General features: G+C 47.4%; 31 protein-coding genes and 1 tRNA gene. 3 read left to right on the top strand and 29 right to left on the bottom strand.

Annotated elements, in window-relative coordinates; genetic code table 11:
• Window positions 1–178 precede the first annotated feature (178 nt).
• The 6 genes from ACO0KY_RS11975 to petA all read right to left on the bottom strand — a co-directional run bounded on the left by ACO0KY_RS11975 (window position 179) and on the right by petA (window position 4,504).
• A tRNA-Thr gene (locus ACO0KY_RS11975) sits at window positions 179–254 on the bottom strand.
• Between the two features lie 58 nt (window positions 255–312).
• Window positions 313–792 (bottom strand): ClpXP protease specificity-enhancing factor, encoded by a 480-nt coding sequence (locus ACO0KY_RS11970; protein WP_423046303.1) that lies wholly within the window; start codon window positions 790–792, stop codon window positions 313–315.
• A 130-nt stretch (window positions 793–922) separates the two neighbouring features.
• Window positions 923–1,534, bottom strand: a complete 612-nt coding sequence (locus tag ACO0KY_RS11965) for a glutathione S-transferase N-terminal domain-containing protein (protein ID WP_186913049.1) — start codon at window positions 1,532–1,534, stop codon at window positions 923–925.
• Between the two features lie 153 nt (window positions 1,535–1,687).
• Window positions 1,688–2,452 carry a cytochrome c1 gene (locus ACO0KY_RS11960; RefSeq protein WP_186913048.1) on the bottom strand — a complete coding sequence of 255 codons (765 nt, stop codon included), beginning with the start codon at window positions 2,450–2,452 and terminating at the stop codon, window positions 1,688–1,690.
• Window positions 2,453–2,477: 25 nt separating this feature from the next.
• The gene (locus ACO0KY_RS11955) at window positions 2,478–3,890 is read right to left on the bottom strand and encodes a cytochrome b (RefSeq protein ID WP_422990799.1); all 1,413 of its coding nucleotides are present in this window, start codon (window positions 3,888–3,890) and stop codon (window positions 2,478–2,480) included.
• Window positions 3,890–4,504 (bottom strand): ubiquinol-cytochrome c reductase iron-sulfur subunit, encoded by a 615-nt coding sequence (gene petA, locus ACO0KY_RS11950; protein ID WP_422990571.1) that lies wholly within the window; start codon window positions 4,502–4,504, stop codon window positions 3,890–3,892. The genes ACO0KY_RS11955 and petA overlap by 1 nt, the downstream gene beginning before the upstream one ends.
• 319 nt (window positions 4,505–4,823) lie before the next feature.
• On the opposite strand from petA, the gene mscL reads away from it, so the two are divergent.
• Window positions 4,824–5,249 carry a large conductance mechanosensitive channel protein MscL gene (mscL, locus tag ACO0KY_RS11945; RefSeq protein WP_423046300.1) on the top strand — a complete coding sequence of 142 codons (426 nt, stop codon included), beginning with the start codon at window positions 4,824–4,826 and terminating at the stop codon, window positions 5,247–5,249.
• A gap of 66 nt (window positions 5,250–5,315) precedes the next feature.
• On the opposite strand, the gene ACO0KY_RS11940 is transcribed toward mscL, so the two are convergent.
• Complete coding sequence (locus tag ACO0KY_RS11940; protein ID WP_423046298.1) at window positions 5,316–6,083, bottom strand: Nif3-like dinuclear metal center hexameric protein; 768 nt, start codon at window positions 6,081–6,083, stop codon at window positions 5,316–5,318.
• A gap of 9 nt (window positions 6,084–6,092) precedes the next feature.
• Here ACO0KY_RS11940 and ACO0KY_RS11935 point away from each other — a divergent pair, with 9 nt between their 5' ends.
• Both ACO0KY_RS11935 and ACO0KY_RS11930 read left to right on the top strand, forming a co-directional pair.
• Window positions 6,093–7,256 carry a Do family serine endopeptidase gene (locus ACO0KY_RS11935; RefSeq protein ID WP_422990567.1) on the top strand — a complete coding sequence of 388 codons (1,164 nt, stop codon included), beginning with the start codon at window positions 6,093–6,095 and terminating at the stop codon, window positions 7,254–7,256.
• A gap of 6 nt (window positions 7,257–7,262) precedes the next feature.
• Window positions 7,263–7,931, top strand: a complete 669-nt coding sequence (locus ACO0KY_RS11930; protein WP_423046296.1) for a DUF2461 domain-containing protein — start codon at window positions 7,263–7,265, stop codon at window positions 7,929–7,931.
• A 90-nt stretch (window positions 7,932–8,021) separates the two neighbouring features.
• On the opposite strand, the gene tatC is transcribed toward ACO0KY_RS11930, so the two are convergent.
• The 22 genes from tatC to mlaD all read right to left on the bottom strand — a co-directional run bounded on the left by tatC (window position 8,022) and on the right by mlaD (window position 23,509).
• Window positions 8,022–8,783: a twin-arginine translocase subunit TatC gene (gene tatC, locus ACO0KY_RS11925; protein ID WP_423046294.1), complete on the bottom strand. Its 762-nt coding sequence runs from the start codon at window positions 8,781–8,783 to the stop codon at window positions 8,022–8,024.
• A gap of 56 nt (window positions 8,784–8,839) precedes the next feature.
• The gene (gene tatB / locus ACO0KY_RS11920; protein WP_186913042.1) at window positions 8,840–9,337 is read right to left on the bottom strand and encodes a Sec-independent protein translocase protein TatB; all 498 of its coding nucleotides are present in this window, start codon (window positions 9,335–9,337) and stop codon (window positions 8,840–8,842) included.
• Between the two features lie 54 nt (window positions 9,338–9,391).
• Window positions 9,392–9,607 carry a Sec-independent protein translocase subunit TatA gene (gene tatA, locus ACO0KY_RS11915; protein WP_186913041.1) on the bottom strand — a complete coding sequence of 72 codons (216 nt, stop codon included), beginning with the start codon at window positions 9,605–9,607 and terminating at the stop codon, window positions 9,392–9,394.
• Window positions 9,608–9,657: 50 nt separating this feature from the next.
• A complete protein-coding gene (locus ACO0KY_RS11910; RefSeq protein ID WP_423046291.1) occupies window positions 9,658–10,029 on the bottom strand; it encodes a histidine triad nucleotide-binding protein in 372 nt (123 codons plus the stop codon).
• 55 nt (window positions 10,030–10,084) lie between these two features.
• The gene (locus ACO0KY_RS11905) at window positions 10,085–10,435 is read right to left on the bottom strand and encodes a phosphoribosyl-ATP diphosphatase (RefSeq protein WP_186913039.1); all 351 of its coding nucleotides are present in this window, start codon (window positions 10,433–10,435) and stop codon (window positions 10,085–10,087) included.
• Window positions 10,432–10,833, bottom strand: coding sequence for a phosphoribosyl-AMP cyclohydrolase (gene hisI / locus ACO0KY_RS11900; protein WP_423046289.1), 402 nt, complete (start codon window positions 10,831–10,833; stop codon window positions 10,432–10,434). Before hisI ends, ACO0KY_RS11905 begins: the two co-directional genes overlap by 4 nt.
• Entirely contained in the window at window positions 10,830–11,594 is a 765-nt protein-coding gene (gene hisF / locus ACO0KY_RS11895; protein WP_423046287.1) for an imidazole glycerol phosphate synthase subunit HisF, read from the bottom strand. Before hisF ends, hisI begins: the two co-directional genes overlap by 4 nt.
• The gene (gene hisA / locus ACO0KY_RS11890; protein ID WP_423046285.1) at window positions 11,591–12,391 is read right to left on the bottom strand and encodes a 1-(5-phosphoribosyl)-5-[(5-phosphoribosylamino)methylideneamino]imidazole-4-carboxamide isomerase; all 801 of its coding nucleotides are present in this window, start codon (window positions 12,389–12,391) and stop codon (window positions 11,591–11,593) included. The genes hisF and hisA overlap by 4 nt, the downstream gene beginning before the upstream one ends.
• Before the next feature lie 105 nt (window positions 12,392–12,496).
• Window positions 12,497–13,135: an imidazole glycerol phosphate synthase subunit HisH gene (gene hisH / locus ACO0KY_RS11885; protein ID WP_423046454.1), complete on the bottom strand. Its 639-nt coding sequence runs from the start codon at window positions 13,133–13,135 to the stop codon at window positions 12,497–12,499.
• A gap of 72 nt (window positions 13,136–13,207) precedes the next feature.
• On the bottom strand, window positions 13,208–13,810 hold the full coding sequence (gene hisB / locus ACO0KY_RS11880) for an imidazoleglycerol-phosphate dehydratase HisB (protein ID WP_186913035.1): 603 nt from the start codon (window positions 13,808–13,810) through the stop codon (window positions 13,208–13,210).
• Window positions 13,807–14,910: a histidinol-phosphate transaminase gene (hisC, locus tag ACO0KY_RS11875; protein WP_423046283.1), complete on the bottom strand. Its 1,104-nt coding sequence runs from the start codon at window positions 14,908–14,910 to the stop codon at window positions 13,807–13,809. Before hisC ends, hisB begins: the two co-directional genes overlap by 4 nt.
• Before the next feature lie 97 nt (window positions 14,911–15,007).
• Entirely contained in the window at window positions 15,008–15,793 is a 786-nt protein-coding gene (locus ACO0KY_RS11870) for a DNA-methyltransferase (protein ID WP_423046281.1), read from the bottom strand.
• Window positions 15,794–15,829: 36 nt separating this feature from the next.
• Complete coding sequence (hisD, locus tag ACO0KY_RS11865) at window positions 15,830–17,143, bottom strand: histidinol dehydrogenase (RefSeq protein WP_423046279.1); 1,314 nt, start codon at window positions 17,141–17,143, stop codon at window positions 15,830–15,832.
• 15 nt (window positions 17,144–17,158) lie between these two features.
• Window positions 17,159–17,812 (bottom strand): ATP phosphoribosyltransferase, encoded by a 654-nt coding sequence (gene hisG, locus ACO0KY_RS11860; RefSeq protein ID WP_186913032.1) that lies wholly within the window; start codon window positions 17,810–17,812, stop codon window positions 17,159–17,161.
• Entirely contained in the window at window positions 17,812–19,062 is a 1,251-nt protein-coding gene (gene murA / locus ACO0KY_RS11855; RefSeq protein ID WP_423046277.1) for a UDP-N-acetylglucosamine 1-carboxyvinyltransferase, read from the bottom strand. The genes hisG and murA overlap by 1 nt, the downstream gene beginning before the upstream one ends.
• Entirely contained in the window at window positions 19,062–19,298 is a 237-nt protein-coding gene (locus tag ACO0KY_RS11850) for a BolA/IbaG family iron-sulfur metabolism protein (protein ID WP_186913030.1), read from the bottom strand. Before ACO0KY_RS11850 ends, murA begins: the two co-directional genes overlap by 1 nt.
• 22 nt (window positions 19,299–19,320) lie before the next feature.
• Window positions 19,321–20,076: an ABC transporter permease gene (locus tag ACO0KY_RS11845; protein WP_186913132.1), complete on the bottom strand. Its 756-nt coding sequence runs from the start codon at window positions 20,074–20,076 to the stop codon at window positions 19,321–19,323.
• A gap of 11 nt (window positions 20,077–20,087) precedes the next feature.
• The gene (locus ACO0KY_RS11840) at window positions 20,088–21,002 is read right to left on the bottom strand and encodes an ABC transporter ATP-binding protein (protein WP_186913029.1); all 915 of its coding nucleotides are present in this window, start codon (window positions 21,000–21,002) and stop codon (window positions 20,088–20,090) included.
• Between the two features lie 180 nt (window positions 21,003–21,182).
• Window positions 21,183–21,458 (bottom strand): STAS domain-containing protein, encoded by a 276-nt coding sequence (locus ACO0KY_RS11835; protein ID WP_423046274.1) that lies wholly within the window; start codon window positions 21,456–21,458, stop codon window positions 21,183–21,185.
• A 29-nt stretch (window positions 21,459–21,487) separates the two neighbouring features.
• Entirely contained in the window at window positions 21,488–22,147 is a 660-nt protein-coding gene (locus tag ACO0KY_RS11830; protein ID WP_423046272.1) for an MlaC/ttg2D family ABC transporter substrate-binding protein, read from the bottom strand.
• A 118-nt stretch (window positions 22,148–22,265) separates the two neighbouring features.
• Entirely contained in the window at window positions 22,266–23,024 is a 759-nt protein-coding gene (locus tag ACO0KY_RS11825) for an MlaA family lipoprotein (protein ID WP_423046270.1), read from the bottom strand.
• Between the two features lie 8 nt (window positions 23,025–23,032).
• Complete coding sequence (gene mlaD, locus ACO0KY_RS11820; RefSeq protein WP_186913027.1) at window positions 23,033–23,509, bottom strand: outer membrane lipid asymmetry maintenance protein MlaD; 477 nt, start codon at window positions 23,507–23,509, stop codon at window positions 23,033–23,035.
• Window positions 23,510–23,600 lie beyond the last annotated feature (91 nt).

The following is a 23,600-nucleotide window of genomic DNA, read 5'->3' as shown; positions in this document are numbered from 1 at the left end:
GGCGTCATCCATGATTTGATTGCGAAATGCGATGAGAGGAATACAGCTTCTGACTGATGGCTGCATAACTGACTGTGAGTGGTTGCGGGAAGTTAGTATTCAACGCCCCCTAGCCAACTCACGATTCAGGATTCGGAAATAAAAAAGGGCTCACATTGCTGTGAGCCCTTAGTCTTACTGGTGCCGGCTGCCGGAATCGAACTGGCTACCTGATGATTACAAGTCAACTGCTCTACCAAGTGAGCTAAGCCGGCGGAAATCTTATCGTCTGCACTTGATTGCTCAAGCACTTCCGAAGACCAAGATTATAGTCTACTTTATTATTTTTAGCGAGGGCTTTTCTGATTTTTTTTGATCTTTTTCAGAATTTGTATTTGTGACACTGCCAGAACCGGAACTTACGGCGGCTAAACCAAGGCTAGGTTTGGTCTTTTCTTCGACTGGCTGCGGGGTATCTTCCTCTTCGGAAATGGGTTCGCCGAGTTCTAGTTCAAATGCCATGCCCTGGCCATTTTCGCTGGCGTAGACCGCGATCACGTTGGCGACAGGTACATAGATTTCGCGCGAAACACCACCGAAGCGGGCTTTGAATGTCACCGCTTCATTATCCATTTTGAGGCCGCTAGTGGCACCAAAGCTGATGTTGAGGACAATTTCGCCATTGCGTACAAATTCCATCGGTACTTGCGCTGCACCGCCAACTTTGACTGCCATGTAGGGGGTGTAGCCGTTATCTGTGCACCATTCGTAAATGGCACGCATGAAATAGGGCTTAGTAGATGTTTCTTGCATAAGAGATACTCAAACGTATAAATAATTAAGCATAGATCGCAGTTCAGAAAACAACAAGGCTGACCTGATGCAACTAGTCAGCCTCATTCTATGACCCGCAAGGATCAATCTGCTTATTGAAACAAGCAGATTAACGACGCATTACTTTTTCAGATGGCGTCAATGCTTCGATGTAAGCAGGACGGGAGAAAATACGTTCTGCGTATTTCATGATAGGTGCGGCTGTTTTGGACAACTCGATACCGTAGTGATCCAGACGCCATAACAATGGTGCAACCGCCACGTCTAACATAGAGAACTCATCACCCAGCATGTATTTGTTCTTGATGAACAAAGGCGCTAATTGGGTCAGACGATCACGAATTTCTGCGCGTGCTTTATCTTGAACCTTCGCGGAGCTAGTATTTTTGTCGTTTTCCAAAGTATGAACGTGAACGAACAATTCTTTTTCAAAATTGAACAGCATCAAACGTGCACGTGCGCGTTGCAACGGATCAGCAGGCATCAATTGTGGATGTGGGAAACGCTCGTCAATGTACTCATTGATGATATTGGATTCATACAATATCAATTCGCGTTCAACCAAAATTGGCACCTGACCATAAGGATTCATGGTCGAAATATCTTCAGGTTTGTTGAATAAATCAACATCACGGATTTCAAAATCCATACCTTTTTCAAACAATACCAAACGGCAGCGTTGAGAAAATGGGCAAGTTGTGCCCGAGTAGAGAACCATCATTTTTATAGTTCCTTAAAAACGATCAGGGCGAGGTGCCAATTTTGCGCACCTCACCCTAGGGATTACTCGCCCGTTTACGACGGAGAAAAACGGGCGATCTGAGAAAATTCTGACTTGTTATTTAACTCATTTCGCAAGACAGAAACATTGCTTTTACTTAACTTCCTTCCAGTAGGACGCATTCAAACGCCATGCAAGTGTCGCTAAAAACGCCATGAATATCACAACTATAGCACCTAAACGCTTGCGAGTTGATTGTGCTGGTTCACCCATCCACTGTAGATATGCTACCAGATCACCCACTGCGTTGTCATATTCTGCTGTAGTTAATGTCCCATCGGAAACTTTTTCGAAGCCGTCAAACTTGTGAACAGACTTAGATTCGTCATGCGGATCTTTCTCTTCGACAAACTTTGCGGTACGAACACCTTGCAATTGCCACAACACATGCGGCATGCCAACGTTAGGGAAGACCATGTTGTTCCAGCCTGTCGGACGAGACTCATCTTTGTAGTAAGTACGCAGATAAGTGTACAGCCAGTCGGCACCGGAGCCTGCTTCTGATGCTTTGGCGCGGGCGATCACTGACAAATCTGGTGGAACCGCACCAAACCAGGCCTTGGCATCTTTCGGTGCCATGGTCGTTTTCATCAGATCACCGACTTTTTCACCAGTGAACAACAAATTGGTTTTGATTTGATCTTCAGTCAAGCCAATGTCACGCAGACGGTTGTAACGCATCGCTGAAGCAGAATGGCAGTTCAAGCAATAATTGATAAACAATTTAGCGCCATTTTGTAAAGCAGCCATATCTGTGGACCGATCCGGTGCGTGATCTAAAGGAAAACCCCCTTCATTTGCCATCACCAAAGCCGGAACGAAAGCCAGAGTCGCGATCAGTTTTTTAAGTAATTTCATGCTTATTCTTCCTCGCTTAATTTGCTCAATGTGGCGTAAAAGTTACACGCTTCGGTACTGTTTTAAAGGTACCCATCGCACTCCACCAAGGCATCAACAGGAAGAAGCTGAAGTAGATGACTGCGCAAACCTGAGAGATACGTTCACGAATTGGTGATGGTGGTTGTACACCCAGATAACCTAAAGTCACGAAAGTAATCGCAAATACGATGTACACCAATTTGTGCCAATCTGGACGATAGCGTATGGATTTTACTGGTGACAGGTCGATCCAAGGCAAGAAAGCCAGGATAACAACAGAGCCACCAAACAACACCACACCCCAGAATTTCGCATCCAATGCGCCTGGCATCATGCCTGCGATCACGACCAACCCCAAGCCAGCAATCGCAAATTTGATGGTCTGCGGTAATTTGGTGGTCAGGTAGATCAATGCTACGTAGGCCGCAATACCAGCCTGCGCTACGAACAAGAACTCTGAAGTGGTGGCACGCAAAATCGAGTAGAACGGCGTGAAGTACCAGGTTGGAGCAATGTGCGGAGGGGTCTTCAGTGAGTCTGCCGGAATAAAGTTATTGTATTCCAGGAAGTAACCGCCCATTTCTGGCGCAAAGAAGATCACAGCACTGAACAAGGTCAGGAACACTGTTACACCAAAAATATCGTGGAAAGTGTAGTAAGGATGTGAAGGAACACCATCCAAAGGATGACCATCAGGGCCTAAGTTTTCTTTGATCTCGATACCGTCTGGGTTGTTCGAACCCACTTCATGCAAAGCGATCAGATGCGCTGCAACCAGACCGAGCAATACCAAAGGAATGGCAATCACGTGGAACGAGAAGAAACGGTTCAGTGTCGCATCAGAAACAACGTAGTCACCACGGATCCACAAAGACAGATCTGGGCCAATGAATGGAATCGCACCAAACAAATTAACAATAACCTGCGCCCCCCAATAAGACATCTGACCCCAAGGCAACAAGTAACCGAAGAAGGCTTCAGCCATCAGGCACAAGAAAATCGCAAAACCAAACAACCAAATCAACTCACGTGGCTTGCGATAAGAACCGTACATAAATGCACGTGCCATATGCAGATAAATCACGATGAAGAAGGCCGAAGCACCTGTGGAGTGCATGTAGCGCACTAACCAACCCCAAGGCACGTCACGCATGATGTATTCAACAGATGCGAAAGCCAATGTTGCATCAGGCTTGTAGTGCATTACCAGGAAAATACCGGTAACGATCTGAATGACCAACACCAGCATTGCCAGTGAGCCGAAGATGTACCAGAAATTAAAATTCTTAGGTGCGTAGTATTTACCCCATTGATCGTTCCACAGTTTAGTCAGTGGAAAACGGGAGTCGACCCAATTGAGGGCTTTATCGACAACGGGTGCATCAGCAGGAAGCTTTTTTTCAACAAACGCCATGATTACGCCTCGCCTTTCTCATCTTTACCGATGACAATTTTGGTATCCGATAAAAACATGTGACGTGGCACATCCAGATTTTGCGGTGCTGGTTTGTTTTTATATACGCGACCGGCCAGATCGAAAGTCGAACCGTGGCATGGGCACAAAAAACCACCTTGCCAGTCATCTGGCAACGAAGGCTGTGCGCCGGCTTGGAATTTTGAACTAGGCGAGCAACCGAGGTGAGAACAAATACCAACGGCAATTAACAAATCTGAGTGCTCTTTACGCGAACGGGTTTGCTTATCGCAATACTCAGGTAACTCCATGGTGTAAGGTTTTTTAGACTCTGGATCAGCCACCTTATCTTCTGTTTTTGGCAGACTGGCCAACATTTCTGGCGTCCGTTTTAAAATCCAGACAGGTTTACCACGCCACTCAACAGTGGTCATTTCACCTGGCTTTAGAGCGGAGATATCTACTTCCACCGGAGCGCCAGCTGCTTTTGCACGCTCTGATGGCTGGAAAGTGCTGACTAGCGCCCCAGCCGTTGCCAATCCTGCCACACCACCCGCCGCGCAAGTGGCGACGAGCAAACCGCGACGGCCGGAATCGACCTGCTTTTCATTACTCATACCAACCCCAATCTGTCAAAAATCGAAACTTGATGAAGTTCAAACCCGCATCTAGCAACATTAAATTATAAAGTAGCGAGATATGGTTTTAAAGCAAATACTACCCAAAACAGCAACACTTTCCCTTTATTTTTACAAAACCGTCACTATTTGACATAGTTCATATTGGCACGTGATTTTATGTGCTAAATGTGAAAAATCAGTGATTTTCTGTAAAGATAATTGACAAACTATAGCGGCAAATTCAACGATTTGCGCATTAAAATATGGACAATTGATCGAACGGCACATTCGCCATTAATTTTTACGGAGACCATCAATGAGCATGATGCAAGAATTCAAAACCTTTGCCACAAAGGGAAATGTAGTCGATTTGGCTGTGGGTGTCATCATCGGCGGTGCATTTGGCAAAATTGTTGACTCTTTAGTCGGCGACGTCGTCATGCCTGTTATTGGTAAATTATTTGGCGGCCTGGATTTTTCCAACTACTACCTGCCACTGAATGGTCAAAGCGCACAACTGACTTTGATTGAAGCTAAAAAAGCAGGCGGTGTCTTGGCCTATGGTAACTTCATCACTGTGACTGTCAATTTCATTATTCTGGCTTTCGTGATTTTTCAAATGGTCAGACTGGTCAATAAACTGCGTAAAGAAGAACCAGCACCAGCACCTGCGCCTGCACCAGCGCCAACACCAGAAGACGTCATCTTACTCAGAGAAATTCGAGATTCCCTGAAAAAATAAAGTCGCACTGCATTTTTACCGGGAGCAGCCACTGATTCACCCGATTCAATGGCTGCAAACCAGACATCAGACTGGATTATCGATATCAATGAAGTGGTGTTCGATGCCAAACTCTTGCGCAATCAACTCCCCCAGCGCCTTGATCCCATAACGCTCTGTCGCATGATGACCACAAGCGAGGTAAGCAACACCCGCTTCACGCGCCAGATGCACTATAGGTTCAGAAATTTCTCCGCTCAGATAGACGTTTGCGCCAGCACCAATTGCCTGATCCAGCATGTTGTGTGCTGCACCGGTACACCAGGCTACTTTGCCTATTTTTTGCATCGGATCCCCGATCAATAAGGGTTTTCTGCCCAGGCGTGTAGCGACATGATGCTCCAGGTCGCTCATCGTGACGACCTCAGGTACATCAATTTCACCCAGCCAACCCAGATCATCGTCACCAAAACGCCCTGTCGCACGCAAACTCAATACCTGAGCTAAACGAGCATTGTTTCCTATACGAGGGTGCATATCCAGAGGCAGGTGATAACCAAATAAGGAGATATCGTTTTGCAATAGTAATTTAATACGACGTTGCTTGTGACCAATGACGCGCATATCCTCGCCACGCCAAAAGTAACCATGATGTACCATAATGGCATCGGCACGCAGTTCAATAGCGGCTTCGAGCAAGGCAATACTGGCAGTAACGCCAGTCACAATGCAGCCAATCTCATTTCGCCCTTCCACCTGCAAGCCATTTGGGCAATAATCACGAACACGTGCCACTTGTAATTCTGTCTCTAGAAATTTTGCAAGTTGATCCCTACTTACCAATTTTTTACTCATCATTCACCTATGCGACGTCTTTGGTTATTGTTTGCTCAGACTGTAACAGTTGGTCTGGCGATCTGGTTTATTTTAACCACCCTCAAGCCTGACTGGGCAAATAATGCCTTGAATAATAGTCACGTGCCAGGCTTATCTCCTGGTATCTCTCTCCAAGAGGCCCCTGCTAACAATGTGGCAGCACAAAGCAGTTATCGAAAAGCTGCACAAAAAGCCATGCCATCGGTGGTCAATATCTACACCTCCAAAGAAGTCCAGCGTTCACGCAATCCATTATTGAACGACCCGACGTTGAGACGTTTCTTCGGCGACCAGGGACAGCGATCGGAACGCCAATCCAGTCTGGGGTCGGGCGTAATTGTCAGCGCTGAGGGATATATTCTCACCAACAATCACGTGGTTGAGTCCGCAGATGAAATTGATGTCGCCCTCGCCGATGGCCGCTCGGCGGCAGCAAAGGTCGTGGGAACAGATCCAGAAACAGATTTGGCAGTCATCAAAATTAATCTTCCTGACCTGCCAGCAATCACTCTGGGGCATACTGACGACGCGCAGGTCGGTGATGTGGTTCTTGCGATAGGTAACCCGTTTGGTGTCGGTCAGACCGTGACAATGGGCATTGTTTCTGCATTGGGGCGGAATAATCTGACTGAAAATGCGTTTCAGAACTTTATTCAGACTGATGCTGCAATCAACCCAGGTAACTCAGGTGGTGCCCTGGTCGATATTAACGGCAATTTACTCGGCATCAATACGGCAATCTACTCACAAACTGGTGGCTCCGTAGGCATAGGCTTTGCAACGCCAATTTCAACAGTGAAGTCGGTGATGGAATCAATCATCAGCCAGGGTCAGGTGGTACGTGGCTGGATAGGCGTGGAGCCACAAGAGATCACCCCTGAATTAGCGGAAAGCTTTGGCATCAAACAAAAATCTGGCGCGATTATCGCAGGTGTCGTGCGTGGGGGACCAGCAGATAAGGCGGGAATGAAACCCGGCGACATTCTGGTTTCTATCGATGGCAAGCCAGTAAAAGGAACATTGGAAATGTTTAATCTGGTAGCACAACTGATACCTGGAAATAAAGCCAAGATTACCGTTTTAAGAAACAATCAAGAACCTACCTTGCAAGTATTGATAGGCAAACGTCCACCATCACGTCGTGAAGAATAAAACAAAATGCATCTGATTGATCTGCAAGCGTTCTTGTCGGAACTGTCCGAAAACAATAACCGGGCCTGGTTTGTGATGAACAAACCACGTTACGATATTTTGCGCGTGGAATTTTTGCAACTGGTGACAGAACTGATCACCAGCATTCAAAAATTTGATCCAGCAATTGCTGGCTGCGAACCCAAAAAGGCACTGTTTCGTATTAACCGCGATGTGCGTTTTGGGCACGACAAATCGCCTTACAAAACCACGTTTTCATCGTCGATTCTGCCTAGCGGTCGCAAAAAACCGAGTGAAGGAGGTGGTCCTGCGTACTACTTTCAACTGGACGCCAACGGCAGACTATTCTTTGCCTGCGGCGAATATATGCCGCCTGCTGACCGTTTAAAAGCGATCCGTGAACATATCATCAATGATGAAGCTGGCTTTGAAAAACTGCTCAAAGATAGAAAGTTGAAGCAAACGTTTGGTGAACTACAAGAAGAAGGTAAGCTCAAACGCCCACCAAAAGGCTATGACGCCGATCTTAAGCACATTGAATACCTGAAGCTCAAAAACTTCATGGTGTGGACTGAATGCCCTTATCAAGGTCTGGGCAGCGATGAAGTGAAACAGACTTTGCTCAAAGCATATCAAAGCGCTCTGCCGCTCGTACAATGGTTGCGCGGTGCTTAAGTTCATCAGCGATCAAATATAAAAAGAGGCGGGATGTCCGAAGACACCCCGCCTCTTTTTTATTCACTGAAACCTGTCAAACGATGGTTTTTAGTCGACCGTATCTGGCGCCTGCGTCACGCGTACAAACAGCGGCGCAATCACCAAACCCAGCTCATACAACATCCACATCGGCAGCGCCAATGAGAACTGACTGACCAGATCGGGTGGCGTCACAATCGCGGCGATCACAAATGCGCCAACGATCACATACGGACGAATCGCCTTGAGCTTCTCAACAGAAACGATGCCCATACGAACCAGTACCACCACCACCACTGGTACTTCAAACGTCACGCCAAAGGCGAGACACATGGACATAATAAAATCCAGATAATTTTCGATATCCGGTGCCATGTGGATAGAGGTTGGTGAAAACGCGTTGATAAACTTAAAAACGCGGCTGAAAACAATGAAATAGCAAAACGCCACACCAGTCAAAAATAGTATCGATGACGAGATCACCAGCGGGGCGATTAGACGCTTTTCATGCGCATACAAGCCCGGCGCAATGAATGCCCATGCCTGATACAGTATCCATGGCAATGCCACTAACACCGCCAGCAACATGGTGACTTTCATCGGCACCATGAAAGGCGAAATCACGCCAGTCGCAATCATTTGCGAACCGACCGGTAAAGAGTCGACCATAGGCTGCGCCAGAAAATCATAAATCGCCGAAGGCCCTGGCCATAACATCAACAATGCAGTGGCGATGGCCAAGCCATAGCAAGCCTTGACCAGACGATCACGCAATTCAACCAGGTGGGAAATAAAACTTTCCTCAACGCCGGGTTCAATTTTATCGCTCATGCGAATACCACCCAAAAAAGAGAACGCTGGGACATAGACTGTGACATCAAATGGAATTAATAGAAACTGACAGGCGCGCGCGATTTAGCGCGGTGGCGCGCCATGCGTGCGGAACCTGAAACAATGTGATTGCGCTGACCGTGGCGATTTTTGTACCAGCTTGGAATGGCAGAAGTTTTAGCCAGTTTTTTGCGGCGAAACTCTTTTGCCTTACGCGCCAGTTGCTCGGTACTGACACAGGAATTGCTATAGGTCGAAGACGAAATAGAATTTTCTTGTCCTATCGTACGCAATTCATCGGTCGTTTCATTCCATGATTGCGACACCGATTGTTCAACGTTGTGCGCAGCTTCCTGCACGTCTTTTTGCATCTTGCGCAATTCGTCGAGCTCTATTTCTTTACTGACTTCTGCTTTGACATCGTTGATGTAGCGTTGCGCGCGCCCCAGCAGCGTGCCTGCCATGCGGGCAACGCGCGGCAGCTTTTCCGGACCGATCACGATTAAGGCAACCACACCAATCAAGGCGAGTTTGCTGATACCTAAATCAATCATCGTGTTTATCCGCTAGATAAGCACCGGGAAAACTGAAAAGCACCTTTGAACAAATCACTGTTTGGATTTTTCTTTGGCGTCAACATCAATGGTTTTTTCAGCATTGGCTTGCGCAACAGGTGCTTTTTCTTCTTCACCCTTAATGCCGTCCTTAAAGCCTTTGACTGCTTTGCCAAGATCGCTACCGATATTGCCCAACTTTTTGGTGCCGAATACCAAAATCACAATGACCAGAACCACCAGCCAATGCAAACCACTAAATGAACCCATGATGTACTCCTGTTGATGCTAATGAAAGCAATGCTCTCATCAAAATTTAATTAGCGTTGTCCACGCCACGGTTGAGGACCGCCAATGACGTGCATATGCAAATGATACACCTCTTGTCCACCGTCCGCGCCCGTATTAATCAAGGTTTTGTAGCCGCCGTTATAGCGACCATCCGCCTGCTGAATGGGTGCACAACCGTGATCTGACGCCAATTTGGGGGCAAGCGCCAGCATTTTTCCTAAAACCGCCTGATGTTCAGCTTGTGCAGAAGACAAGGTATCCAGATGGATTTTCGGGATTACCAGTAAATGCACAGGCGCTGCCGGATTAATATCTTTAAACGCCAGCAATTCATCATCTTCGTAAACAATAGACGAAGGAATTTGCTTAGCCGCAATTTTACAGAAAATGCAATTATCCACGTTTTATCCGTTTTCAATAAGCAAAGAAACAACTCATTTGACTTGGCTCAGGGGGTTATTCTGATCGAGAGGCTTTTTCTTCCAGACCAGAAAGGCCTTCACGTCGCGCTAACTCATCCAATACTTGCTGCGGGCGCAGATCATACTGGGCTAACATGACAAGCGAATGAAACCACAAATCAGCACATTCGTACAAGACCTTAGAATGATCACCCGAGACGCGTGCGTCTTTAGCGGCCATCACGGTTTCGGTTGCTTCTTCGCCAATTTTTTTCAAAATCGCATCGTCGCCTTTGGCAAATAAGCGCGCGACATACGATTTGTCTGGGTCACCACCATTGGCGAGCTTGCGACTTTCGATGATTTCTGCCAGTCGCTGCAAAACTTGTTCTTGAGTAGCGCTCATTTATAAATGCTTTCCGGGTCTTTCAGCACGGGATCAACGGCTGCCCAATCACCATCATTGAGGCTACCTTCAAATTTTTGAAAAAAACACGAATGGCGACCTGTGTGACAAGCAATGCTGTCGGTTTGCTCTATTTTCAGCAAAACCACATCCTCATCGCAATCGAGGCGAATTTCTTTGACCTTTTGTACGTGACCGGATTCTTCGCCTTTGTGCCACAATTTCTTGCGCGAACGGCTCCAGTACACGGCTTCACCCAATTCCACTGTTCTGGACAGGGCTTCGCGATTCATCCAGGCAAACATTAACACATCGTTGCTACTGGCCTCTTGTGCGATCACAGGCACCAGACCTTGATCGTCCCACTTCACTTTATTTAACCACTTAGCGGCACTCATACCAACCTCATAGGAATATGTTGCGCTGCCATAAATTGCTTTGCTTCGCCAACAGTATGTTGACCATAATGAAAAATACTGGCCGCCAAGACAGCGTCAGCCCCACCTATTTTTATCCCATCGGCCAAATCTTGCAAACTACCAACGCCGCCTGATGCAATAACCGGAATAGACACGGCGTCTGAGATCGCACGTGTAAGTCCTAAATCAAAACCAGAACGGGTGCCATCTTTGTCCATGCTGGTCAGCAAAATCTCGCCAGCGCCAAGGCGGGCCATGTTTTGCGCCCATTCAACGGCATCCAAACCTGTTGCATTGCGTCCACCATGGGTAAAGACTTCCCATTTTCCTGGTGCGACATTTTTGGCATCAATGGCAACCACAATGCATTGTGAACCGTATTTCGATGCAGCGTCCGCGACCAGTTGTGGATTGGTCACGGCAGACGTATTGATACCCACTTTGTCGGCACCTGCATTCAATAAGCGGCGCACATCAACCACGGTGCGAACACCGCCGCCAACCGTCAATGGAATAAATACCTGCGAAGCGACCGCTTCAATGATCGGCAAAATCAGATCGCGTCCATCGGATGAGGCGGTGATATCCAAAAATGTGATTTCATCGGCACCTTGCGCATCGTAACGACGCGCAATTTCGACAGGATCACCAGCATCGCGCAATTCTTGAAAATTTATTCCCTTCACCACGCGACCAGCCGTTACATCAAGGCAAGGGATAATGCGTTTAGCTAAACTCATTCGGCTTCTTCTTCGGAATAGTACTCGGTGCCGTCGTCGCTCAGTTCGTCTGCACGATCTTGCGCCGTCAACAGGTCCAGCGTGCCTTCATAAATTGAACGACCGCAGATCACGCCTTCGATGCCTTCACCTTGTACTTCACACAAGGCTTCAACGTCGGCCAAATTATGCACACCGCCAGAAGCAATCACGGGAATACTGACCGCTTGCGCCAATTTGACAGTCGCCTCGATATTCACGCCACCCATCATGCCGTCGCGTCCGATATCAGTATAAATAATTGCCTCAACGCCATAACCTTCAAATTTTTGCGCGAGGTCGATGACTTCATGGCCAGACAATTTACTCCAACCATCGGTCGCTACTTTGCCATCTTTGGCATCAATACCGACGATGATCTGACCAGGAAATGCGCTACATGCATCTGCCAGGAAGCCTGGATTTTTGACCGCGGCTGTACCAATAATGATGTACGACAAACCATCATCCAGATAACGTTCTATGGTATCAAGATCACGAATCCCGCCACCCAACTGCACCGGAATTTCTTCGGTATCAGTTTCTTCAGCGTAGTCACGCACAGCCTGAATAATTGCCTTCACCGCCGCTTCATTTTTTGGTTTGCCAGCAAATGCGCCATTCAGATCAACCAGATGCAGGCGACGTGCGCCTTGCTTGAGCCAATGACGAGCGGTTTCAGCCGGATCTTCAGAAAACACGGTGGCTTGGTCCATATCACCTTGTTTGAGGCGTACGCAGTGACCATCTTTCAGGTCGATAGCAGGGATGAGCAACATGATGTAAAAGAAATATAAGCGTCTAAAAGACAGTAAAAAATCAAAAAAGCCAAATTCAAGTGAATTGCATACAAACGATGCGCAGACTACAGCACAAAGTTTCCATCAGGGATTCCAGTGTACAAAGTTTTTATACAGTTGCAAGCCAGCCTGGGCACTCTTTTCAGGATGAAATTGCGTGGCAAAAATATTGTCGCGCGCCACTGCACAAGCGAATGGATGACCGTAATCGGTGATGCCTACCGTATGCTGCGCATTTTCAGGCTGCGCAAAGTAGCTATGCACAAAGTAAAAATACGCCTCGTCAGGTATATCTTGCCACAAAGCGTGAGACCGCGATTGTTGCACGCGGTTCCATCCCATTTGCGGGACTTTAAAACGTGAGCCGTCGGCCTGCAGCTGACCATCGAGTCTGAAACGCACTACCTTACCAGGCAATAAGCCTAAGCCAGGTGTATTGCCCTCTTCACTCAGATCAAACAACATTTGCTCACCGACACACACGCCAAACAGTGGTTTGTTCCGCGCAGCATCCAAAACCGCTTCATGGACACCTGAGTCGCGCAAACTGCTCATGCAATCAGGCATTGCACCCTGACCAGGCAAAACAATGCGATCAGCGCTTTGAATGTCGGCGACTTCGCCGGAAATCAGTACATTGGCCTCAGGCGCGACGGCGCGCAGGGCTTGCGCTACTGAGCGCAAATTTCCCATACCGTAATCAACAACAACAATTTTATTCATCATAATTTACTCCGCATCAACCTTACCATCCAAGCTTCATGATTATGTTGTGACAGAGTCTGAAAACACAAATTAAAGGCTACCCTTAGTAGATGGAATAGTGCCAGCAGCGCGTGCATCAAGCTCTGTTGCCATGCGTAAAGCACGGCCAAAGGCTTTAAACACGGTTTCGCATTGGTGATGCGCATTGTCGCCACGCAAATTATCGATGTGCAATGTCACCAATGCGTGGTTCACAAAGCCCTGAAAGAATTCGCGCGTCAGATCAACGTCAAAACCACCAATCATGGCGCGGGTAAATGGAATATGGTATTCAAGTCCAGGGCGACCAGAAAAATCGACAACGACGCGCGACAGCGCTTCATCCAAAGGAACATACGCATGACCATAGCGACGTATGCCTTTTTTATCGCCCATGGCTTTGGCAAACGCTTGTCCCAAGGTAATACCAACGTCCTCTACCGTATGATGCGCATCAATATGCAAATCACCGACGGCTTCGATATCAAGATCAATCAGACCATGACGAGCAATCTGATCCAGCATGTGATCCAGAAATGGCACGCCAGTATTGAGCTTTTGCTGACCGGTGCCATCCAGATTGATGGCAACACGAATTTGTGTTTCGTTGGTATTGCGGGTAACCGCCGCAATGCGTTGAGTTGAGTTATTCATTTTGATGACATAGAAGCTGCAAACGCAGCAAGAAATAAATCATTCTCTTCCTGAGTACTGACGGTGATACGGAGACAGTTCTCTAGCAGAGTATGCATTTTACCCACATTTTTAACTAAAATTTTGTGATTCAACAATTTGACAAAGACTTGTTCAGCGTTTGCAACACGTATCAGCAAAAAATTTGCTGCTGATGGAAATACTTGCACGCCCGACATCGCGCTCAGGGCTGCTGCTAACTGACTACGTTGCGCGCGTAATGCGGCTGCCTGCGCATCCAGCACCTCAACTCTTTGTAAAACAAATTCTGCCGCTGCTTGTGTTAAGACATTGATATTGTAGGGTGGGCGCACTTTTTCAAATTCATTCATTAATGCATTGTTGCCCGCCATATAACCCAAACGTATTCCTGCCAGCCCAAGCTTGGACACGGTGCGCATCACGACAAGATTATCAAACTCTGCCAGTCGTGACATAAAACTCGTTTGCGCAAACGGTTGGTAAGCTTCATCAACGACCACAACGCCGGTATTGCCTACCGCGTGCAAAATCTCAACCATGTCATCCGCATCATACAAGGTGCCGGTCGGATTGTTAGGATAGGCTAGATAGGTGATTACTGGTTGATGTTCGGTAATCGCTGCCAGCATAGCGCTTTTATTGAGCGTGAAATCCGCATTCAAAGGAACGCCGACAAACTCCAGCCCGGCAAATTTGGCGGACATCGCATACATCACAAAACCAGGCACAGGCGCGAGTACTTTGGCACCTGGCTTTGCGCAAGCGACCGAGATCATGGCGATCAATTCATCGGAACCATTACCGACAATAATTTCATGTCCGGCTGGTACGCCTAACTTTTCAGCAATGATGTTTTTGAGATTCGTGTAAGAAGGAACCGGATAGCGATTCATCGCAACCTGCGCCAAATGATGCGCTAAGTCTTGCTGCAATTCTGATGGCAACACAAAAGGGTTTTCCATCGCGTCGAGTTTCACAAAACCGGCTGAATCCGGCACGTGATACGCCGACAGACTGGCGATTTCAGGGCGAATAATGTTCGTTAGCGTCGTTAAATTCGTTACGTTGCTGCTACTCATTCCATATACTCCAGGCAGTACGGCATATCAAAAACGGAAAGCCTATAAATTTAGCTGGCGATATGCAGTCAACACTGCATACTCCCCCTGCATTGTTTTATGCAAGCGCCACTGCTGGCGCAATACTTGGGTGCAAACTCAGGCGTTTCTCTATCATCGCGCAATAATCGGGATTTAACTCAAAACCGACAAAATCACGCCCACAACGTTTTGCTGCGACGGCGGTGGTTCCGCTGCCCATAAAGGGATCAAGTACCACGCCGCCTGGTGGGCAAGAGGCCTTGATCATACGTTCGATAATTTCGAGCGGTTTTTGGGTTGGGTGTTCTTCACGTTCGGCATGCTCTCGATGCAAGCGTGAAACACTCCATACGTCCTTTGGATTGAAGCCTAGCTCCAACCATTTTGCGCCTTCAAAAATCTTCCGGCTGCGCGCTTTTTTGGTGGCGGCATCATACGGAATCCGTATCGCATCCAGATCAAAATAATAATCTTTGGCTTTGACAAAAAAACCTATCGTGTCATGCACCGAAGAATACTTACGCACGCTGCCACCCATCGACGGTACGCGCCTATCCCAAATGATTTCATTCATCATCGTCATGCGCTGTTTGAGCAAAACGAATACTTCTGGCGAATAGCGCCAGGTCAAAAAAATATACAGACTACCGTTCGCTTTGAGCTTAGGCAGAGCGGCATCTATCCATTGCGCCATCCATTCCAAATAGGCTGCTGACTCCATTTTGTCGGAATCATTACCATAATCTTTGCCCAGTCCATACGGTGGATCGGCCAGCAATAAATCAATGCTGGCATCAGGCAACCGCGCTAAGCCATTTAGCGCATCTTCGCAAAAAATCTGATTGCGCCAATCTGCGTTCATGCGCATGGACTCATGGAAGTTTTCATTTCAGCGTATTCATTTCAGGCGCAGTTCAGCACTACGTGCATGGGCTTGCAAACCTTCGCCATACGCCAGCTCGGCAGCGACTTTACCTAAAGTTTGCGCACCTTGTTCACTGACAAAAATCATCGATGAACGCTTTTGGAAATCATACACACCAAGCGGTGAAGAAAATCTTGCAGTACGTGAGGTTGGCAGAACATGATTAGGTCCGGCGCAGTAGTCACCCAGCGCTTCGGATGAATAGCGGCCTAAAAACATCGCACCTGCATGGCGAATTTTATCTGCCCATTGCTGCGGATTTTCAGCAGAGATTTCTAAATGTTCAGCCGCGATACTATTGGCGATTTCGCAGGCTTCATCCATATCGAGCACCTTGATCAGGGCACCACGATTAGCCAGCGAGGTACGTATTACCTCATGACGTGGCATGGTTGGTAATAATTTGACGATGCTCGCCCGAACCGCTTCCAGATAAGCGTCATCAGGGCACAATAAAATGGATTGCGCCAATTCATCGTGCTCAGCTTGTGAGAACAAATCCATCGCTACCCAATCTGGATCCGTGGTGCCATCGCATAACACCAGAATCTCTGAAGGTCCGGCAATCATATCGATACCGACCGTACCAAACACGCGGCGTTTTGCGGCAGCCACATAAGCATTGCCAGGGCCAACAATTTTATCGACTTGCGGGATCGTTGCTGTGCCGTAGGCCAAAGCACCCACTGCTTGCGCACCACCGATGGTAAATACACGATCAACGCCAGCAATTGCGGCGGCAGCCAATACCAATGGATTTTTAACACCATCCGGTGTCGGCACCACCATGATAATTTCTTGTACACCAGCGACTTTCGCAGGAATAGCGTTCATCAATACCGATGAAGGATAAGCCGCCTTACCACCAGGTACATAGATACCAACACGATCTAAAGGTGTGACTTTTTGTCCCAAGACCGTGCCATCGGCTTCGGTATAACTAAAACCACCGGAACCGCATTCTCGTTTTTGCACTTCGTGATAAGCACGCACACGCTGCGCCGCGGTTTCTAATGCAGCACGACGTGCAGGACTTAAGGATTGCAACGCTGCCTGCATTTCAGATTGCGACAATTCGAGCTCAGCGATACTGGCCGCTTGCAGACGATCAAAACGGTTAGTCGCTTCCAGTACGGCGGTATCGCCGTTGGCTTTGACGCTGGCCAATATCTGTGCGGCAGCGCGATCGATGGCTTCGTCTTCGCTCGCTTCAAATGCCAGCAATGACGACAATCTGGTAGAAAAATCTGCATCTGCAGAATCGAGGCGGGTAATCAGTGAAGCCATGCTTATCTCTAGAAATTAGGTATTCAGTTTGGAGGCGCGATCAAATGCTTCCAGAATCGGTTGCAGACGCTCACGCTTTAATTTCAATGCTGCCTGATTCACGACCAGACGCGAAGAAATATCCATGATGTGTTCGACTTCGACCAGATTATTCGCCTTGAGCGTGTTGCCTGTACTAACCAGATCGACGATGGCATCCGACAAACCGACCAGCGGAGCCAATTCCATTGAACCATACAATTTGATCAAGTCAACGTGTACACCTTTGCTGGCGAAATGCTGACGTGCAGTTTCGGTGTACTTGGTTGCGACGCGCAAGCGCGCGCCTTGACGCACGGCTTTGGCATAATCAAAGCCAGCGGAGACAGCCACTGACATACGGCATCGGGCGATATTCAAATCGATAGGCTGATACAAACCTTCGCCACCATGTTCATGCAATACGTCTTTACCCGCCACGCCAAAATCGGCGGCTCCGTATTGCACGTAAGTCGGCACATCAGAAGCACGCACGATGATCACACGTACTGCCGGATCATTGGTTGCCAGAATCAGCTTGCGCGATTTTTCCGGATCTTCCGTCACGCGTATGCCAGCAGCTTCCAGCAATGGCAAGGTTTCTTCAAAAATACGGCCTTTGGATAATGCCAATGTCAGTTGTGTCGTCATTATTTTACTCGTTGAATATTGGCACCCACTGCCGACAACTTGAGTTCGATACGATCGTATCCGCGATCTAAATGATAGATACGATCAATCAGTGTTTCACCCTCAGCCACCATGCCTGCAATCACCAAGGATGCTGACGCGCGCAAATCTGTCGCCATTACTGGTGCACCGACCAATTTTTCCACGCCATTGACAATCGCGGTATGACCGTCAATCTCAATATTGGCACCGAGGCGATTCATTTCCTGGACATGCATGAACCGATTTTCAAAGATCGTTTCGGTAACGCGGCTATTGCCTTGGGCAATACAGTTCATCGCCATGAATTGCGCTTGCATATCGGTTGGGAAGCCTGGGTATTCGGTGGTGCGGAAACCCACTGCTTTTGGACGGGCACTCATTTGCGCGCGGATCCAGTCTGGCCCAGTAGTCAGCACCACGCCGGCTTCGCGCAGCTTGTCCAAAGCGACATCCAAAATATCGGTACGTGTGTGGGTAACGCGAACGTCACCGCCCGTCGCCGCAACGGCACACAAAAAGGTGGCGGTTTCAATCCGGTCAGAGATCACGGTGTGAGTAGCGCCATGGAGACGTTCAACACCTTGAATCACCAAACGGTCAGTACCTATGCCTTCAATCTTGGCACCCATGGCAACCAGCAAATTAGCAAGATCAGTCACTTCTGGTTCGCGTGCCGCGTTTTCCAGAATGGTCTCACCGTCCGCTAGCGTCGCTGCCATCAGCAAGTTTTCAGTACCAGTTACAGTAATCATATCGGTAACGACTCGCGTACCCTTGAGACGAGATGCTTTGGCGTGGATATAACCAGCTTCGATCGTGATTTCAGCACCCATGGCTTGTAAGCCTTTGATGTGCTGATCAACCGGACGCGAACCAATACCGCAACCACCTGGCAAAGACACTCTGGCTTCGCCAAAACGTGCCACCAATGGCCCCAATACGAGGATAGATGCACGCATGGTTTTCACCATATCGTACGGCGCTTCGAGTTTATCAATCGCATTGCCGCGCAAGGTGGTGACACCATCTTCTTGCGTAACACTGACGCCCATCTGACGTAGTAATTTAAACATGGTGCTAACGTCTTGTAATGAAGGGACGTTATGTAACACCAATTCATCCGAGGTCAACAAGGCCGCGCACAAGATAGGCAGCGCTGCATTTTTTGCACCGGAGATACGAATATCGCCGTTCAGGCGGGAACCGCCCGTAATCAGTAATTTGTCCATTATGCTTGGTACTCTTCAGGCGTCAGGGTTTTCATCGATAAAGCGTGGATTTCTTCGCGCATGCGATCACCCAACACGGCGTACACCAATTGGTGACGCTGAATCGGACGCTTACCGGCAAATGCGGCGGAAACGATGACGGCGTTGAAATGCTGGCCGTCGCCTTCGACTTCCAGATGGGTACATTCCAGGCCAGCTGCAATGTAATTTTTAATTTGTTCAGGGGTAGGAAACACAGCTTTTCTTTCTAAAACTAAATTAGTGACGTAACTTATAACCACGCTTCAGCATCTGCAGTGCAATTGTCGCCAGCAGAATAAAGAACACTGTGACTATCATTAAGCTATGCAAAGGATCGACATCGGACTTGCCAAAGAAACCGAAACGGAAGCCATCGATCATGTAAAAAAATGGATTAAAACGTGACAGCGTTAACCAGAATGGCGGCAAGGAATGAATCGAATAAAACACACCCGACAAAAAGGTCGCAGGCATAATCAGGAAATTCTGAAACGCGGCTAACTGATCAAATTTTTCTGCCCAAATACCAGCGATTAAGCCCATCGTACCCAGCATGGCAGCACCTAGCAATGCGAACAGAATAATCCATAAAGGTGAGTAAAAACTCAGATTCGCAAACCATACCGTCACAATAAAGACGCCAGCACCAACTGCCAGTCCACGCAATATCGCAGCCAAAACATATGCGCCAAAAATTTCCCAGTGCGATAGAGGTGGCAGCAAAACAAAAACCAGATTGCCAGTGATCTTAGACTGAATCAAGGATGACGATGAATTCGCAAATGCATTTTGCAAAACACTCATCATTACCAGTCCAGGTACCAGGAAAGCGGTATAGCGAACGCCCGGATATACCTGTACATGATCTTCCAGTACATGACCAAAAATCAGCAAGTACAACAATGCAGTCATGATTGGCGCGGTAATCGTTTGCGTTGCGACCTTCCAGAAGCGTAACACTTCTTTGTACAACAGCGTATTAAAACCAGTCATATTCATCATATTCAGCCTTCCATAATTTGCAGGAAGACATCTTCCAGATCCGCTTGCAACAACTGCAAATCGTCGATCACACAACCCGCCAGACGGAACTCACTTAACATCGATTCGACGTGGGCATAATCAGTCACCCGCAAAATAAATTGATGCGGATTGGACGGTGTTTCGTGAGTGATAATTTTGTCACGCAAAGAAGCTGGCAAAGCAATATTACCGCTGTTCGCCAAAGTAACGCGCAATTGTGAGCCTGAGATGCGCTTAATCAGGGCGGCCGTAGTATCGAGTGCCACCACTTTTCCCTGCTTGAGCATTGCAATACGATTGCACAAAGCCTGCGCTTCTTCCAGATAATGGGTGGTCAGCACGATAGTATGACCGTCACGGTTCAGACGTGCGATGAATTTCCACAAAGTCTGACGCAATTCAACGTCCACACCAGCAGTTGGCTCATCCAGAACGATAACCGGCGGTTTGTGTACGAGTGCTTGCGCGACCAGTACGCGGCGCTTCATACCACCGGACAAGGCGCGCATATTGGTATCGGCTTTATTGGTCAGATCAAGGTTTTCCATGATCTCATCTATCCATTTGTCGTTATTTTTGATACCAAAATAACCAGACTGCATGCGCAAGGTTTCGCGGACGGTAAAAAATGGATCAAAAACCAACTCTTGTGGCACAACACCTAACTTGCTTCGGGCATTTCTATAGTCGCTGACAACGTCATGCCCTTGCACGGTAATCGTGCCAGCATCTGCCCGATTTAGTCCGGCCAAAATGGAAATCAGTGTCGTCTTACCTGCGCCATTTGGCCCAAGTAATCCGAAAAATTCACCTTCTTCAATCGACAGTGAGACACCCCCCAGTGCCTGCAAGGACTGGTAGCGTTTTTGTATATTGCTAATTTGTATGGCAGCCATATGGCATGTTTGCACTTGCGTGCTCAAAAGGAATCGGAAATAAACGAGAAACCAGTAGTTTCATCACTAAATGAATAGCGACGAAACCTTTGATTATAGGGGATTTTCAGCGTTTGAACTGAAAGCAGCTACGGTAATTGCCTTGAAAGTGGCGTGAGAATTTCCCCCTGGCAGTGAACGTCAATGTCGCTCGGCAGGGGTGATGTGAAATTGGTCAGACAGGCCATAAAGTTGTATCAGGCTGATTAAACTTGCCGGGACCGCATGAAATTGCAGAATTTTCTTATATTGTGCAGCTTGACGTTGCCATTCAATCATCGTGGCAACGGCCGATGAATCAATCTGAACAAGACTGGAAAAATCAAAATCAGACTGCCCCTGCGCAATGGCGGCATTACCAGCCGCCGCAACTTCACGGGCATTTTTCTGCGAGAGTTCGCCTGCTAATTTATACACAGAAAACTTTCAGTTATTCAGTTATTTAGTTATTTAGAGGTTGACTTAACTGGAGCTGCAGCCAACTTCTTATTTTTATCCGACAAGGTTTTAATCAGGCCATCGATACCAGATTTACTGATGGATTCACTAAAGGTACCTTTGTAAGTTTCAACCAACCAAGCACCGAGTACATTGATGTCATAAATTTTCCAGCCAGTTGCAGATTTAGCAAGGCGATAATTCAATTGAATTGGATCGCCACGGGACTGAATCACTTGTGAACGAACCTCCACCTCAGTATCTTCCGGTGCAGAACGCATAGGTTTAAACTCGACGCGCTGATCTTTGATCTGAGAGATCGCTCCAGAATAAGTGAATACCAGCAACGTACGGAATTCTTTGGTCAGTTGCTGCTGTTGATCAGGTGTGGCCTCTCTCCAGCTCTTACCTGCCGCCAAGGAGGTCATACGCTGAAAATCGATGTACGGCAGAATTTTTGATTCCACCATGTCGTACACCCGTTTTTGATTCCCCGCCTGAATTTCTTTATCATTTTTTGCCAGATCTAAGATTTCCTGACTGATGCGTTTAACCAGCACATCAGGTGCTTCATCTGCTGCAGTCGCTGGCGAAGCCAGCGTAAAGCCTACCAATGCCAACACAAAAATTTGTGTGAAAAGGCTTTTAATTGATGTTATTAATTTCATTTTTTTTCCATATCCAGCGATGATCAACATTTGCCATCGCTTACATTGTTGCTACCTATATAAAATACAAGCGTATCTGCGGCATTAATTTTTTAACATTATCGACACCCAGACAGAATTATTCGTCAGGATGAATTTGATTTTCTCGTCGTTGCAAATAGGCATCGCGGATAAAGACATATTGATCCAGTGCTGCGTCTTCAATCAAAGAACCTGCATCAAGGATATTTGCGCGTTTATCGACCAGTCGCACCACTGTGCCTGTATTACGTATATATACCGGCTTGTAATACGACCAGGCATCGCCATAATAATCCAGCGGCGTTGCAATGGCATCACGCACGGTACTTGGGCCTAAGATTGGCAACACCAGATATGGACCGGAGTTGACACCCCAAACACCCAAAGTCTGACCAAAATCTTCTTTATGTTTGGTCAATCCAGCTGGAGAACCGATATCAATCAAACCACCAAGACCAAAAGTTGTATTCAATCCCACACGTACGATGCTGGTAAAACTTTCCGCGCCTTTTCCTTGCAGCAAGCTATTAAACGCACTCCAGACATCGCCGATATTACCAAAAAAATTGCCTACTCCATTCTGCACAAATGTTGGTAAAACATCGTGGTACACCTGCGCCACCGGTTTTGCAACCGCACGGTCAATCGTGTCATTAAAATTGTACATGACGCGATTGAAGCCTTCGAGCGGATCACGCGGGTTTTGACCAATATTGGTTTTAACCGCAATGGCATCAATCGTCTTATCAGCCTTATCTTTGATCTTAGTCACTGTGGTAGTACTACAGCCTGTCGCCAGAATACACATAGTGAGCGCCAACATCTTACAAAGATGGGTCAGGGAAATTTTATTCATTTGGTGTTTCATTTTTTATCATCCGAACTACTGTCTGCCGCTTTGCTGAATAAAAACTGACTAATCAGATTTTCCAGCACCACGGCTGACTGCGTCATTTTAATTCTGTCACCAGCGACCAGATTATTGGTATCTCCGCCAGCTTCCAGACCAATGTATTGCTCTCCCAACAATCCTGCCGTCAAAATCTTGGCAGAACTGTCTTTTGGAAATTTATAACGCGTGTCTAAGCGCAAAGTAACAGTTGCCTGATAGGTCTTGTCATCAAATTTGATATCAGCTACACGACCAACGACAACCCCTGCGCTTTTGACTGCTGCGCGTGGCTTGAGGCCGCCGATATTATCGAACCGAGTTACTACATCATAGGTCTTATCCAAAGAAAGTGAACTCATATTCCCGGCCTGAAGCGCTAAAAACAGCAGTGCTGCGGCCCCAAGGACAACGAATAAACCCACCCAAAAATCTAAAGATTTTTTTTGCATTATTTTTCCTAAAAAATCCGCTTCCTTGTACTAAAAAGGAAGTTCATGTTATCGCTGCAGAGAACGTACTTGCCTTATTACGCTCTATAAA

The sequence above is a fragment of the Undibacterium sp. Dicai25W genome, from assembly GCF_049340505.1.
GTDB lineage: Bacteria > Pseudomonadota > Gammaproteobacteria > Burkholderiales > Burkholderiaceae_D > Undibacterium > Undibacterium jejuense.
The sequence above is the reverse complement of the archived record's forward strand: the minus strand, read 5'-3'. Positions and strand labels throughout refer to the sequence as shown.